This is a genomic window from Helicobacter pylori NQ4053 (genome assembly GCF_000274605.1).
Lineage (GTDB): Bacteria > Campylobacterota > Campylobacteria > Campylobacterales > Helicobacteraceae > Helicobacter > Helicobacter pylori_CV.
Window position 1 is genome coordinate 87,973 of sequence record NZ_AKNV01000004.1, and the last position, 13,278, is coordinate 101,250.

16 protein-coding genes are annotated in these 13,278 nt (G+C 38.0%); 1 reads left to right on the forward strand and 15 read right to left on the reverse strand.

Features of this window, described 5'->3' with window-relative positions; all coding sequences use genetic code 11:
* Positions 1-9: 9 nt before the first annotated feature.
* The 9 genes from hpaA to AYS37_RS03590 all read right to left on the reverse strand — a co-directional run bounded on the left by hpaA (position 10) and on the right by AYS37_RS03590 (position 6,628).
* Positions 10-792, reverse strand: a complete 783-nt coding sequence (gene hpaA / locus AYS37_RS03550) for a flagellar sheath lipoprotein HpaA (protein WP_000646670.1) — start codon at positions 790-792, stop codon at positions 10-12.
* A 118-nt stretch (positions 793-910) separates the two neighbouring features.
* Positions 911-1,387, reverse strand: a complete 477-nt coding sequence (gene moaC / locus AYS37_RS03555) for a cyclic pyranopterin monophosphate synthase MoaC (RefSeq protein ID WP_001131542.1) — start codon at positions 1,385-1,387, stop codon at positions 911-913.
* A gap of 8 nt (positions 1,388-1,395) precedes the next feature.
* Positions 1,396-1,926 carry a molybdopterin adenylyltransferase gene (gene mog, locus AYS37_RS03560; RefSeq protein ID WP_001193340.1) on the reverse strand — a complete coding sequence of 177 codons (531 nt, stop codon included), beginning with the start codon at positions 1,924-1,926 and terminating at the stop codon, positions 1,396-1,398.
* A gap of 12 nt (positions 1,927-1,938) precedes the next feature.
* Positions 1,939-2,376, reverse strand: a complete 438-nt coding sequence (locus AYS37_RS03565; RefSeq protein WP_000912689.1) for a molybdopterin synthase catalytic subunit — start codon at positions 2,374-2,376, stop codon at positions 1,939-1,941.
* Positions 2,377-2,598: a MoaD/ThiS family protein gene (locus AYS37_RS03570; RefSeq protein WP_000230562.1), complete on the reverse strand. Its 222-nt coding sequence runs from the start codon at positions 2,596-2,598 to the stop codon at positions 2,377-2,379. It lies immediately after the preceding gene.
* Positions 2,599-2,672: 74 nt separating this feature from the next.
* Positions 2,673-3,251: a GTP cyclohydrolase II gene (gene ribA, locus AYS37_RS03575; protein ID WP_000825058.1), complete on the reverse strand. Its 579-nt coding sequence runs from the start codon at positions 3,249-3,251 to the stop codon at positions 2,673-2,675.
* A 159-nt stretch (positions 3,252-3,410) separates the two neighbouring features.
* Positions 3,411-4,187, reverse strand: coding sequence for a DUF3943 domain-containing protein (locus AYS37_RS03580; RefSeq protein WP_241209035.1), 777 nt, complete (start codon positions 4,185-4,187; stop codon positions 3,411-3,413).
* A 151-nt stretch (positions 4,188-4,338) separates the two neighbouring features.
* Complete coding sequence (locus AYS37_RS03585) at positions 4,339-5,373, reverse strand: bifunctional 3,4-dihydroxy-2-butanone 4-phosphate synthase/GTP cyclohydrolase II (RefSeq protein ID WP_000601445.1); 1,035 nt, start codon at positions 5,371-5,373, stop codon at positions 4,339-4,341.
* 394 nt (positions 5,374-5,767) lie between these two features.
* Positions 5,768-6,628: a glycosyltransferase family 25 protein gene (locus AYS37_RS03590; RefSeq protein ID WP_001874583.1), complete on the reverse strand. Its 861-nt coding sequence runs from the start codon at positions 6,626-6,628 to the stop codon at positions 5,768-5,770.
* A gap of 81 nt (positions 6,629-6,709) precedes the next feature.
* On the opposite strand from AYS37_RS03590, the gene AYS37_RS03595 reads away from it, so the two are divergent.
* Positions 6,710-7,330 (forward strand): M48 family metallopeptidase, encoded by a 621-nt coding sequence (locus AYS37_RS03595; RefSeq protein ID WP_000883220.1) that lies wholly within the window; start codon positions 6,710-6,712, stop codon positions 7,328-7,330.
* Between the two features lie 10 nt (positions 7,331-7,340).
* On the opposite strand, the gene AYS37_RS03600 is transcribed toward AYS37_RS03595, so the two are convergent.
* The 6 genes from AYS37_RS03600 to AYS37_RS03625 form a co-directional block, all read right to left on the reverse strand.
* A complete protein-coding gene (locus tag AYS37_RS03600; RefSeq protein ID WP_001014875.1) occupies positions 7,341-9,719 on the reverse strand; it encodes a TonB-dependent receptor family protein in 2,379 nt (792 codons plus the stop codon).
* A gap of 213 nt (positions 9,720-9,932) precedes the next feature.
* On the reverse strand, positions 9,933-10,289 hold the full coding sequence (gene acpS, locus AYS37_RS03605) for a holo-ACP synthase (RefSeq protein WP_000580562.1): 357 nt from the start codon (positions 10,287-10,289) through the stop codon (positions 9,933-9,935).
* A 6-nt stretch (positions 10,290-10,295) separates the two neighbouring features.
* Complete coding sequence (gene fliL / locus AYS37_RS03610; protein ID WP_000797017.1) at positions 10,296-10,847, reverse strand: flagellar basal body-associated protein FliL; 552 nt, start codon at positions 10,845-10,847, stop codon at positions 10,296-10,298.
* 8 nt (positions 10,848-10,855) lie between these two features.
* Positions 10,856-11,458 (reverse strand): 16S rRNA (guanine(966)-N(2))-methyltransferase RsmD, encoded by a 603-nt coding sequence (gene rsmD / locus AYS37_RS03615; RefSeq protein ID WP_001132781.1) that lies wholly within the window; start codon positions 11,456-11,458, stop codon positions 10,856-10,858.
* Entirely contained in the window at positions 11,437-11,763 is a 327-nt protein-coding gene (locus AYS37_RS03620) for a hypothetical protein (protein ID WP_000688903.1), read from the reverse strand. The genes rsmD and AYS37_RS03620 overlap by 22 nt, the downstream gene beginning before the upstream one ends.
* Before the next feature lie 480 nt (positions 11,764-12,243).
* Positions 12,244-13,245, reverse strand: coding sequence for a class I SAM-dependent methyltransferase (locus AYS37_RS03625; protein WP_001256038.1), 1,002 nt, complete (start codon positions 13,243-13,245; stop codon positions 12,244-12,246).
* Positions 13,246-13,278 lie beyond the last annotated feature (33 nt).

Sequence of the window (13,278 nt, forward strand, 5' to 3'; positions counted from 1 at the left end):
TATTTGTCTTTATCGGTTTCTCTTGTTTTTTAATTCCTTGGCGTCTTTTTGATAAGATTCTAAATTCTTTTGAGTGAGTTTTTTGTCTATTTCTTGCATGATATTTGCAAAAATCTTATTCAAAGCGCTCTTGATCGCATCATTAGAATTATCCGTTCCCTTAACCATAGTGCTAACTAACCCCCCGCTATGGCTTGAATGGGTGGTTTTTAAGAATTTTTCTTGAATGTCTAACTCGCTCAAATCCATCGTAAAGGAATCTAAAGATTCCCCACTCATAGGCTCTAGTATGGTAACCTTAATAAACCCGGCCGGGATTAAAACCCCTTCCATTTTATCCAAACCAGTGGAGAATAACAACCCGGGTTCTGATTTTTTCTGTATGGTTCTTTTAGGATCGGGGCGTAAAACAATTTCGCCATTCATAGCGACGGCCAAATACCCTTCTTTTTTTTGCGAAAAAGAAAGATCGTCTTTATCGCTGCTATCTACATTAATAACCTTGTAGCCCTGATTTTGCAAGATCTCTTCAACCTTAAGCGTGGTTTGATTCTTGAATTTGTTTTCATACTCTTTAGCAATATTATCGCTGTATTGAAAAGCTGGCCTTAAAAGCAGAATCTTTTCATCTAACGCTTGAACTTTCTCGCTAGCTGGATGGTAATTCAATTTCAAAGCGACTTCATTGGTTTCAATAATATGCGGGCTGCATCCCACTAATAAAGCCACCACGCTCGCGCCTAAAAGGCATTTTTTCCATGCAAAATCTTTAAAATGATTATTTGCTTTCATCGTTCTATCCTTGATTGTAATATTTCAGACTTCTATAACAACAAACCCGAAGCAACCAACACGCTTTTGTTGTCAAAATGTTATTTTACCCTAACATCTTTAGATTATCAGTTTTTTTCTATTTTTTAGCGTTATAATCCCCGCTTTTGCCTCCACTTTTATGCTCCAACATCACACCGCTAATTGTCATGCTCTTATCAATGGCTTTCACCATGTCATAAATGGTTAAAAGCCCTATGCTCACACTCATTAGCGCTTCCATTTCTACGCCCGTTTTAGCTTGAGTTTTGACTCTCGCATAGAGTTTAAAGCTGCAAGTCTCTTCTTCTTCTAAAATATCAATATCCACCCCATTGAGCATGATTGAATGGCACATGGGAATGAGCTCGCTTGTCTTTTTAGCCCCCATAATCCCAGCAATAATAGCAGTCTGTAACACCGGACCCTTTTTAACGCCATGATTGATAATAGCGTCATAAGCCTCTTTATTCATGCTGATACGACCGCTCGCTAGAGCGATTCTTTCAGTGGTTTCTTTATCCCCTATATCCACCATTTTAGGCTGATTTTCTTCATTCAAATGAGTGAGCGGCATTTTTTACCTTATTGTTTGGGGCGAAACGCTTGAATGTTTTTTTCATTCACTTGCATATAATTCCCTAAAATCAAATCCACGCAATAAGGAATCGCTGGAAAAACCGCCTCTAAGCATTCTCTAATGCTTTTTGGCTTCCCAGGAAGATTAATGATCAAACTCTTATTCCTAATGCCAGCGCTTTGGCGCGACAGAATCGCTGTAGGCACGTATTTTAAACTAGTCATTCGCATAAGCTCTCCAAAACCAGGAAGCATTTTTTGGCACACTTTTTCTGTGGCTTCTGGGGTTATGTCTCTTAAAGCAGGACCTGTGCCTCCTGTAGTAACGACTAGATCGCATTGGTATTCATCGCACATTTTAATGAGCGTTTTTTCAATCAAATCCCTTTCATCAGCGACAATTTCGTAATGGAATTCTAAAGGATTGAGCAGGTATTCGCTCAACACTTCTTGTATCGCTTTCCCGCTTAAATCTTCATAAACCCCTTTTGACGCTCTATCGCTTGCGCTCAAAACGCCTATATGAATCGTTTGCATTTGAACTCCTTTTTAAGCTAAAAGCCCACTCCCTTTTAAAGGGTGGCTTCTTTCTTTAGCGTAAATGCGTTTATTATCAATCAAATCGTATTTCCAAATAGGGGCGTTACGCTTAAAATCTTCAATAAAATTTTCGTATAGTTCTAAGGCATTTTTTCTATTCTTTCCCATTAAAACGCATAAAAATGAGCTTTGCCCTATCAAAACATCGCCCACGCTGTGCGCCATTTTTAACACCACGCCCAAATCTTTGGCTTTATGGCACCATTTTTCAAACCAAGTCTTTAATAGCGCCTCATAAATATCAAAACTCAAGCCTTGAACGTTACCCTCTTTTCTCACAATCCCCACAAACACACAAAACGCTCCAAAGTTTTTAATGCAAGCTTCCTCTTGGTAGGCTTTCAAAAGCTCACTAGTATCCAATGCCCCTTGAATGATTTTTAACACCTAGCCCCCACAAACCGGTGGCAACAAACTTATTACATCGCCATCTTTTAAAGGCGTATCCAAATTGTCTATTAAATGATCATTAAGGGCTATCGCGCAAACGCCCAACCACTCTTTTAAGCCCTCTTTTTCTTGTAAAATCGCTCTTAATTCCTTTAAATCACCCGCTTTGATGAAAAAATTTTCTTCTTTTATGGGTCCAAAAAATCGCACTTCTACCATCATTTACCCTTATATTCAATCTTTTAAAGCATGATCTTAATATTTTTAAAACCTCTTTAAAGCGCTCATAATTTTCACAATAAATGCCCCATTTTGAGCTTTTTAACTTCCAAATACCCTTGATTGTGCTCATTAGCGCACACGATCAAGCTCTCTCTTGTTACTTCAGCGTATTTTTCTAAAGCGGCGATTTTTTTAGGGTTATTCGTGAGCAAGCGCATTTTTTTAATGCGGTAATATTCTAAAATCTCACCCGCAATACTATAATCCCTTTCATCGTCTTTAAACCCTATCATTTCGTTGGCTTGAATGGTATCATAGCCCTTATCTTGTAAAGCGTAGGCATTGACTTTGTTAAATAGCCCTATCCCACGCCCTTCTTGGCGCAAATAAATCACTAGCCCCCCTTCTTTAGAAATCCTTTCTAACGCCATTTGCAACGCCCCTCCGCAATCGCATTTTTGAGAGCCTAGAGCATCACCCGTTAAGCATTCTGAATGCAGGCGCACTAAGGGGTTTTGAGAAAAATTAGGGGTGAAAATGACTAAATGATCTTTAGAGCCATTAGAACCCTTTTCTCTAAAACACTGGATATAAAACTCCCCAAATTGAGTGGGTAATTTGGCTTGGTTAGAAACTTCTAATCGTTTCAAGGATACTCCTAAAATTAGTTTTAAAACGCGTCTTTTAAAAAAAGGTATTCTATCAAAACTCTTTATAATTTTCTTAAAAAGTTACTAAGCGAACAACCCTATCTTTTAAAAACCGCACCGGTGAAAATGTTTTTAAAATCGCTTGATGCGGGGTCTCCTTTAAAATTTGTAGGTTAAATTCAAACCATTGGGGCTTAAGCTAGAACGGATTTCATGTTTATTATAAATCCCTAAAGCTTCCCCAAGCCCTAAATCCCTGATCACAAAACCGATAGGATCCATAAGAGCGATAACCAAACGCCCTAAAAATAAAGAGCCAAAAAGCTTGCCTTCGTTGCGTTGGATGTAGCGTGTGAGCTGGTAAAAACCTTCCCCTAAAATGGAGCCTAATAAAGGCGTGATCACTAAATCCTGCCAGCTAGGCACTTCCACAAACGCTTCCAAGCCATATTCCCAAAAAAGCGTGGAAGTGATAAAAGAAAAAAACGCTGATGCCATCCAACTAAACCCAGCCATGCGCGGTTGCATATAATACATAGCCCCAAAATAAGGGTGCAAAATTTCATTGAAAATAAAACTATCATTGTCTAGTTTTGGCCCCATGCGGACATTTTCAAACCAACTTTTGACGCCAAACTTTTCTCTATCCCAATTCGTTACGCTCTCTGGCATGAGATACAACCCCACAATCCCTATCACCAACGATACGCCCAAAATCCCTATACTTGCGCCTAAATATTTCCAACGGCTATTTGGGGCATAAGGGATCGTGTTGCTCTTTTTAAACTTCTTTTTAAAATAATGCCATGAGAGATTTTTAGAAGGGCGTCTGAGCGTTTCTTCTAATTGAACGCTGTTAGCGTTTAAAAAACTACAGCCTAACCCCCAAATAATAACGCAAACCATCCAAATCTTTTGGAAGGTTTTTAGGAACATTTTCAATAATATTTTTAGGAATGTTTTTAATGAAATCAGCATAAACTCTATTATTACTCTCATCAGGTTGCAAACTTTATTGCTTGACTTAAAAAGAGTTTATTATATCTTAAAAACATTACAACACATTCAATAAAACTTAACAAGCCTCTTAAAGACTAATCGTTTCTACAAGCTTAAGCCCAAACCCGCTCAAAGCCTTATACTGCCTGTCTTCACAAGAGCTTAAGAGCCTGAAATCCTTTATCCCCAAATTTTTTAACACCAACGCCCCGATCCCAAAATCTTTAACGATATTGTTTTCTTTAGAATGCGTGTTCATAAAGATCAAATAGCCCCCTTCGCGCTTTAAATATTCTAACGCCTTAAAAAACGCTTCAAACGCACCAGTCGTTAAAAAATCAAAATCCTCTTTGATAGGGTGGAAACGCACTAAAGGGGCTAAATCATGGGTTTTTGCGCCTTTAAACTTAAAAGCGTAATGGTTTTTTTGCTGGTGGTCTAAAAAAGTGTAGCATTGCGTTTGGTGTTTTAAAAATTCTCTCTCTTCTTGGCAAAACATTTTCAGCAAACTTTCATTTTCCAAACGATAGCTAATCAAATCAGAAACATAGAGGGTTTTAAGATTGTGTTTAAGGGCAAAGTCGCTCAAAAATTTATCCCCTCTCCTCGCCATAGAGCCGTCTTCTTTCATGATTTCACAAATCACGCTCACGGGCTTTAATCCGGCTAATTTGCACAAATCCACGCTCGCTTCAGTATGGCCCGTGCGCGCTAACACGCCCCCGTCTTTTGCGATTAAAGGGAAAATATGCCCCGGGCGCACAAAATCGCTCGGTTTGGTGGTGTCTTTACACAATAATTCAATCGTTAAATGCCTTTCAAAAGCAGAAATCCCGGTTTTGGCTTCTTTAGCGTCAATAGAAACCGTGAAAGCGGTCTCATGGTTAGAATCATTCACGCTAACCATAGGAGGCAATTCAAATTTTTTCGCTAAATCTTTGGTCAAAGACACGCAAATCAACCCCCTAGCATGCGTGGCCATGAAATTGATTTTCTCAGGGGTAGAAAAAATCCCAGCTAAAACCAAATCCCCCTCATTTTCTCTGTCTTCATCGTCCATAACAATAAGCATTTCGCCATTTTTATACGCTTCTAAAGCTTCAGTAACTCGTTTTAAGATCATTCTAACTCCCTAGTTTTATTCAATAATATTTAGTTTTATAGAAAAAAGAAATATAGCATATTTCACAAATCCAACAAAACCACACGCTAAAAACACGCATTAGCCTTTATTCGTGCGGTTTAAAGGCACTTGACAAATAAAGCAAAAGATGATTATAATCTAAGCGTTCTTTTAAAATTTGTTTTTTAGGGACGACAAAAAGCTAAAAACTTAAAAAAGACAGGTGCGAGTTTTTGGGGTTTGGGCGTGTTTTTTGGTGGTGGTGTTGGTTATAGCTTGTTTAATAACGATTATTACTTTATTGCTTTATTTAGCAAACCGCATTTAGCAAACCGCTAAGCCTTTAAATCAATTGAATGAAACTCCCCCTATCATGCAAGAAATACTAAAAGACTTATTCTAATGTTTGCCAATTCTGATTAATTTTTGGGCTATACCTAAAAACTTTATCCAAGATTTTAATTGTGCTTTTGTGTAAAAAACGGCCAATCCTAATGCTTAAAGGTAATTTTTTAGGCCTTTGTTTTTCTGTGTTGGAGTTTTGAGCGTTCATCCCATCGCAAGTGATCGCAAATTCTTCTAACACATAGTTTTTGACCCCATGCCAATAATGCCTATCCATCACGCAATCTATAGGCATCACCCATTCTTTCGCGCTGTATTTCAATAATTTTTGCGCGGCTTTGGGGGCTAAAACATACCCTTGAGTGCCAATGCCATCTTTAAAATTTAAGATTTGAGAAACCCCTTTAACGGGAGTCTTTTGTTTAGCCACATTTTCTTCTAAATGCATCAAGCGGATATAGCCTAATTCGTTGATGTGTTGGCAACAAAACTCTAGGCTCTCTTTAAAACGCTCTTTTACAATAATATCATCTTCTAAAATACAGATCGCTTCATTGAGTTCTATGCATTTTTGCCACAACGAATAATGGCTCGCATAGCACCCAAGCTCCCCAAACCCCATCCTCTTCCCGCAATGCTTGAGCGCGTAAAAGAAATTTTTTAACGCGCAAGGGGGGTGTTTTTCATTTTTACAAAAAGCCAATAAATCTTCAACCATAAAAGAAGGGTGCAAATGCTCTAAAATCAAGGGGTGTAATTGAGTGGGAGAGATTTTAGAATAGATCGCATCAAAGATTTCATAAGAGATCCCTTGAAGTTTAAGGCTCTCTAAAAGGGGGGTTATATGAGTTTCTTTTAAAGAAAAATTTTGACAGGTTTTGGGGCTTAAATGAATAATAAAAACACGCATGTTAGCCTTAATTCTTAATACAAATAAAATCAATATCAAACAGACTTACATTCTAGCGCAAATTTTAGTAAAATACGCATCATGTTAGATGATATTCCTATTACCATTCAAAAAAGTGAAAAAATCAAAACCCTGAGTTTGAATATCACGCCTTCTTTAGAAGTGATTCTCAAAATGCCTGATTCTTGCCCTCAAGCTAGAGCGAGCGCTTTTTTAAAAGAACAAGAATCTTGGCTAAAAAAAACCTTTTTAAGCATGCAAGAAAAACACTCGCTCTTGCGCGCTAACCTAGAAAAATATCAAAACAAAATCCTTGTGTTTGATGAGGTGAAAAACGCCAACGATTACACCCTAACAGATCTTAAAAAAATCTTAAAAACTTATTTGGAGCAAAAACTCCCCTTGATCGCTCAAAAAATGCAAACTTCATACACCCATTTCAGCATTAGAAATAACGCTAAAGTTTTAGGGAGTTGCTCCTATCATAACCGCTTGAGTTTTGCTCTTTTATTGGTTTGCACCCAAAAAGAAGCGATTGATTATGTCATCATCCATGAACTAGCCCACACGATCCACAAAAACCATTCTCAAAATTTCTGGCGTTGCGTAAAAACCTTTTGCCCTAATTACCGCGCTCTAAGAGATCATTTAAAACAAAGGGTTGTTTTTTATACCCAACTGCTCAAGCCATTACAACCATAAAGATTAAGCCTTAAAAATTATAGCTCACATACGCTGTGATGCTTCTAGGAGGCGCGGCTTCTTTCCCGTTAGGGCTAGTGCCTATCCCGCTAAACCAATATTTCATGTTAAAAATGTTATTGATTTGCAAGCTCGCACTAACGCTTTGCTTTTTACGCTCCCACAAAGTGCTAGAAATTTGCAAATTCCACACCCAATACCACGGCGTCATGCCCGCTGTTTTGGTGGTAATGGCCCCATTTTTAATCGTGGGCGCGTATTGTGTGAAAGGCACGGTGTTTAACACATCGCTATAAGCGCGGCTATAAAAGAAAGAGCTTAACCCAATCGTGGTTTTAGCGTAAGTGTAGCTTGCGTCTAAAATGAATTGGTGCGGGCTGACAAAAGGGAGTTTTTTGCCAAAAATATCTTTTTTAGGCCCTTTAGGATTAGCAGGGTTAGTGATCATCGTGTGGCTGGTGATATTAGCGTCTATGAAAGTGTAAGCCGCATGGAAATTAAGCCCTCTAATAGGCGTGTAGTAGAGTTCTAGCTCCACGCCTTGCGATCTCGCATTGACCGGCTCTTTATTGTCCCCATAGCGCCCGGTAAAATAGTTATTCGCAAAAATCACAAAATAATTTGCGTTAAAACTCACTTGATTGTTAAAATAATATCTTGAGCCACCTTCCATGACATTAAAGATTTGAAAATAATCCGTGCTTGTGCCTACAAAATTACCGATATTGCTGAATTGGGGCGGAATGTAGCTTCTTTGATAGTTGAAATAAAACAATAATTCTTTAATGGGTTTATAGCCGACATTGACTGCCGGATTCCACTGGTTATAACGCTCTTTCGTGGTTTTTCCTGTTTGGCCTGCTTTAAAAGGAGGAGCGTCTTTTTTTTCGTAATTTAAAAAAGTGTATCTCAATCCTGGCGTGATCGTTAGCATGCCGTTATTGAAATTGATTTCATCGCTGGCATACACAGCGGTATAATTGTTGAAATTATTGAGTGAAGTTCCTGCATCAAACCCACTGCTATTATTAGGCACGCTAGGGTTTTTCCTGGTGGTGGATCGGCGGTATAAATCTTCGGTTAAAAACCGCATTCCCATGTTAAAAGTTTGTTTGACTTTACCGGTATTAACAACGAGATTGAGTTTTGGCTCAAAGGCATTCACCACGAAGCGGCGGATCTGATCAAAAAATTGCCAGCAAGGGCTATTCGTATCGCTATAAGAATACAGACCGCAATTAGGGTTAGTCGCGCTAATCTCCCCCTTTCCCTTAAAAGGTAAAATCTTGTTTTGACTGCTCATATACACGCTTTGGTATTGGTTAGAAAAGCCAAAATCCCTGCTCATGTCATGCGTGAAATAAGTGAATTTAAAATCTCCCCCCACTTTCCTATCCGGATCGCCAAAATAGTTTTGATACACGATCCCAAAGCGCTTGGCTCGCCCTCCATCTTGATTGTCAGGGCGCTCGTTAATGAAGCGGTTATAAGCATAATCTTGCGCGCTCAAAGTGCCTGGATGGTAAGAGTTGTATTGATAATATTGGTAATAAGCTTTAAAAGTGTTGGTCGCATTGATCTTATAAATCGCATCAAGCAAGTAGTTTTGCACCTTTGTATGGCTGTTTTGTCTGAAACCTTGCCCATTAATCCAATTGCCCTGCATGCTAATGCCTACATGCTTACCCAACATCCCGGCCGTTCGCCCATAAGTGTTAAACAGCATTTGATTGCCTAAAGTTTGGGCTAAAGGCTTGCCTTTTTCCTCGGGATCTACAAAATTCCCATTAGAGGAGCGCCCCCAAAAAGTGATCCTTTCAGCCGCTTGATTTTCCCACTCTTTTGGGATTTCTTTAGTGATAACATTCACCACGCCTCCAAAAGTGTTAGGGCCGTATTGCACGCTCGTGCCCCCTTTAATCACATCAATCCTATCCACTGACTGGAAAGTTACAGGGAAAATCGCCAGTTCAATATTGGAATACGGCGCGCCATAAATGGGGATACCATTGACTAAAATCATGCCCGTATTGCTATGCCCGTTACCGCCCCCACCAAAACCGCGCACCGAAATTTTAGGCAGCACGCCCGTGCCTGTAGCGTCTCTGATTTGAATCCCTGGCACATTTTGCAAGGCGTTTTCAATATTCAAATTCCCCGTTTTTTTGAGTTCTTTGTTGGAAATCACCGTGCGAGAGCTTGTGGAATTACGCACCTCTTCACTTTGCCATGAAAGCGGCGCGCTGGAACTGAATTTTTGCTCGGTGGTTGTAACTTTTTTTAAAAAATGGTGCTTATCTTTCGCGCTCATAAAAGAATTAAAAGCCCAAAAAGTCAAAACGACCGACGCTAAAAAATATGGGGTTTTTACCCTCAAATAACCATTCATTATGATAACCTTTCTCATTTAATTCAAACCGATGCATATTATAAAAATAATTATTATAATTAGCTTAAGAACTGAAGTTTGATTTTTTTGATTTGCAATTTGTTATCAAAACGATTTGAAAAAGGTTTTTTTAGTGTTTTTTATTTTTTTGCAAACAGCTGTTAAGCGCTTTTTAAAACAGAATGTTACGGGAGTTTTAGAATGCGTTATTTATCAATTTGACGAAGAAACCATCACAACCGCTATCGCAAAACCAGCGTCATGGCTGATGCTCGCGCTCAAGCTTTGGATGTTAAAATAGTCCATTTTTTCTTTAGAAAGGGTGATTAAGGGGGCGTTTTTAGGGCTTTTAGAAATGCGTATATCCAAAAAGCTCAATTCCTTACCAATGCCTACTTGAAGGGCTTTAGAGCAAGCCTCTTTAAGCGCGAAAAACCCGGCGATACTGCTAAATTTATCCTTGCATAAAACAATCTCACTTGGCGATAAAAAACGCTCTAAAAACCTCATTTCAAAGCGTTTCACGCACTTTTCTACCCTAGCAATAGAGACAATATCTACGCCAATCATTTAAAACTATTGGATAATGAAATCAGTGAAAAAGACATTTTTAATAAAGCCATCAATCAAGAACGAATTCAAATGGCTCTTAATTTCATCTTTAAGCTTGTTTTTACCTTTATTAGTAACCACTTCTTCCACGCTTTTAGACGATAGAATTTCTATAATCGTGTCTTTAATCGCTGTGTCTTTAACCTTGACTTCATTTAAAAGCTTTTCATTACTCAATTCTAACGAAATAGAAGCCTTAAGGTAGCGTCTGCCATTTTGAGAGACCAAATTCACCGCAAAAGGCGCATCAATCGCATACAAAGGCCCAAGCACCAGGTATTGCTGGATATTAGAGCCTTCTTTGGCCTCTTGATTTTTGTTCGCCATAGGATTAGCTTGAACTTCTTGAGTGTTTTTAGAAGCGTTTTCTTTAGATTCTTCCTTATTCCCCATAAGCAGCATGATAATCACCCCTACCAATAAAAGCATCACTAGCACGCTTCCAATAATGACAAATAAAAGGGCTTTGCTTTTTTTTGGGGGTTGTTGCGCGGTATTTTCTTGTTCTTCTGCCATGCCTATTCCTATTGAAAATAAGTTAAAGTGGTTTTCCCAAATTTTTTCTGTTTGATTATAGCTAAAGTTGCGAGACTTTTAGGCATCTCATGCGTGCTTTCATGCTCAAAAACCACTAAAAGATTTTTTGGATCAAAGCGTTTCAATAACCTTTCTAAAGCTTGAAAACATTTTTCATAAACCCCTAAAAACCCGCTTGTTTCAAAAGGAGGATCTAAATAAATAATATTCAAAACGCCATTTTTTAAACACAGAGCGGGCAAAAGCTTGAAAGCGTCATCTAAAAAGGTTTGGATTTCAATTTCCTTTTTCAAGCGGTTTTTAAAAAGGGAAATATTTTCTAAAAGCGTTTTATAAGCGTCTTTATTTTGCTCAAAAAACACCGTGCTTTTAGCCCCCCTACTCAACGCCTCCAAACCCATAGAAGCGCTGCCTGAAAACACTTCTATAAAATGCGCTCCTATAATTTCTGCTTGCAAGGTGTTAAAAAACGACTCTCTTACGATCGCTTTGGTGGGGCGCGTGCTAGAAACGTTAGGCAAATTCAATCCCAATCCCTTACAAGCCCCCCCAATAATCTTAAATTTTTTTACTGGCTGATGATTTGGCATAATTTTTGGGTGTATTCTTCTAGTAATTGCTTAATCTTTTGCTCTTTAGAAAATTGGATTTCTTCGCAAGGTTTTTCGCTCGCCTTTAAAGCGCGATAAAAATTTTTGATATCTTCTTTCACGCTCTGCTTGGTGAAAGGCTTTCTTAAGCGTTCTTCTATAAAGCATAGGGGCTTATTAATCTCTAGCGTTTCATCATCGCTTAAAACAAAATCGCAAACTCCCATAGGAGAGAGACAATCGCTCAAATAAAATTCCAAACTTTTTTGAATCAACAAAGACTTGCAAGAAAGAAAAATTTTCAAAAAACCCCCTTTATCCCATCAATAGGCTTAAATTGTTTCAAAATTATAGCAATTCTTTCTTTTAAACACCAATATTAAATAAATAAATAAACTTAAAAAGTATTTCATTTTATAAAAAAGAAAAACAGAATGTTAAAAATAAAGCTCAAATAACATCTTTTTTTTTTTTGGTTATAATGCCGCTTAAGGTAAGAGCGAAAGGCGTATTATATTCCTTCCTTCTTTACTATAACTTAGCATTTTAATCAACTTTTTCATTAAAATGTCCTGATGCTCTTACCTTAATCGAGAAAGCAAGTTAGCTCCTCTCCAACTTTTCAAACAAACCGAGTCCCAAAAGCGTAGCGTTTAATAGTAAATACTTAGTATTTAATATTCTAAAAAATCTAAGATACCAATCCCCCCTTTAAAAATACGCAAACTCTTTATCATTATAATATATAATAGATTGTAAAAATATTTTTGATCATTTTTTATATTTTATTTTTTCACGAACTCTAACGCTTTGAAACGCTCCCCCAAACCCCCAGGGCTAATTAGGGGCTTGATTTTAGCCGCTTCTTTCAAATACCTTTCATAACTCACGCTCTTTGAAAACGTTTCCAACAATCCCATAAGCCCCATATCCAATAAAGCGTTAGCCTGCGATTTAAAGAATGAAAATCGCACATCGTGTTTTTCAAACAAAAAGCGCACTAAAGAAAAATTGACATCATAAGTCAAATCGCTTTGCTGATACAAAGAAGCTAGATGGTTTAAAATATCCTTAAAATCCAGCGCTTGGTGGTTTTTAAAGGCCCTTAAATGCATGTCTTTTCGCTCCATTTCATCGCCATAATCAAAGCTCAAAAACACCCAAGAAGAAGCCTCGTTCAATTTTTCTAACAAATTTTTAATAAAAGCCTCTAAAAATAACGGCACACACCCTTCTTTTAAATTCAAATTTTTAAGAAGTTCTTTAGTGGGTTCATCAATACCGCCCCAAACACCCTGATGATCATGGGTGATAAAAAGCATTTGATTGTCTTTAATGATCTCGCAAGCGAACGCGTCAAACAATTCGTTAGAGACAACAAACACGCTTTTATTCCCCTTGAAATCTAGATCTTTCAGATCGCAGATCATCAGATCCAATTGCGTGGCTTGTTTGAAAATGGTTCGTTGGAGTTTTTGCAATTCCTTTAAAGGTTCGCAGCTGACAAACTCGCATTTTTCCATTACGCCCACGCTCAAAGCGTTTAAAAAACTGGCTATATCGCTCAAAAAATGCCCATGATGAGAGCCAATTTCTACAATTTTTAAAGGCAAAAATAATTTTTCTTCTTCTAAAAGCTTGATGATATAAAACGCAACAGCGCCCCCAAAAAACTTACTCAAAGACACCGAAGTGTAAAAATCCCCTTTTGGACCGATTAGCGCCTTTCTGTAATACCCCTTTTCTCCATAAAGCCACTCTTGCATGTAGTTCCCAAACGATCGCACGATTTTCCTTTTATTCAAACTCATCTCAACCAA

What these genes read in the sequence shown, in the direction of transcription:
- AYS37_RS03595 (WP_000883220.1), top strand. Translation starts at nt 6,710, where the DNA reads ATGTTAGATGATATTCCTATTACCATTCAAAAAAGTGAAAAAATCAAA.
- acpS (WP_000580562.1), bottom strand. Translation starts at nt 10,289, where the DNA reads ATGATTGGCGTAGATATTGTCTCTATTGCTAGGGTAGAAAAGTGCGTG.
- mog (WP_001193340.1), bottom strand. Translation starts at nt 1,926, where the DNA reads ATGCAAACGATTCATATAGGCGTTTTGAGCGCAAGCGATAGAGCGTCA.
- AYS37_RS03570 (WP_000230562.1), bottom strand. Translation starts at nt 2,598, where the DNA reads ATGGTAGAAGTGCGATTTTTTGGACCCATAAAAGAAGAAAATTTTTTC.
- rsmD (WP_001132781.1), bottom strand. Translation starts at nt 11,458, where the DNA reads ATGCCAAATCATCAGCCAGTAAAAAAATTTAAGATTATTGGGGGGGCT.
- hpaA (WP_000646670.1), bottom strand. Translation starts at nt 792, where the DNA reads ATGAAAGCAAATAATCATTTTAAAGATTTTGCATGGAAAAAATGCCTT.
- fliL (WP_000797017.1), bottom strand. Translation starts at nt 10,847, where the DNA reads ATGGCAGAAGAACAAGAAAATACCGCGCAACAACCCCCAAAAAAAAGC.
- AYS37_RS03600 (WP_001014875.1), bottom strand. Translation starts at nt 9,719, where the DNA reads ATGAATGGTTATTTGAGGGTAAAAACCCCATATTTTTTAGCGTCGGTC.
- moaC (WP_001131542.1), bottom strand. Translation starts at nt 1,387, where the DNA reads ATGCCGCTCACTCATTTGAATGAAGAAAATCAGCCTAAAATGGTGGAT.
- AYS37_RS03590 (WP_001874583.1), bottom strand. Translation starts at nt 6,628, where the DNA reads ATGCGTGTTTTTATTATTCATTTAAGCCCCAAAACCTGTCAAAATTTT.
- AYS37_RS03580 (WP_241209035.1), bottom strand. Translation starts at nt 4,187, where the DNA reads ATGTTCCTAAAAACCTTCCAAAAGATTTGGATGGTTTGCGTTATTATT.
- AYS37_RS03585 (WP_000601445.1), bottom strand. Translation starts at nt 5,373, where the DNA reads ATGATCTTAAAACGAGTTACTGAAGCTTTAGAAGCGTATAAAAATGGC.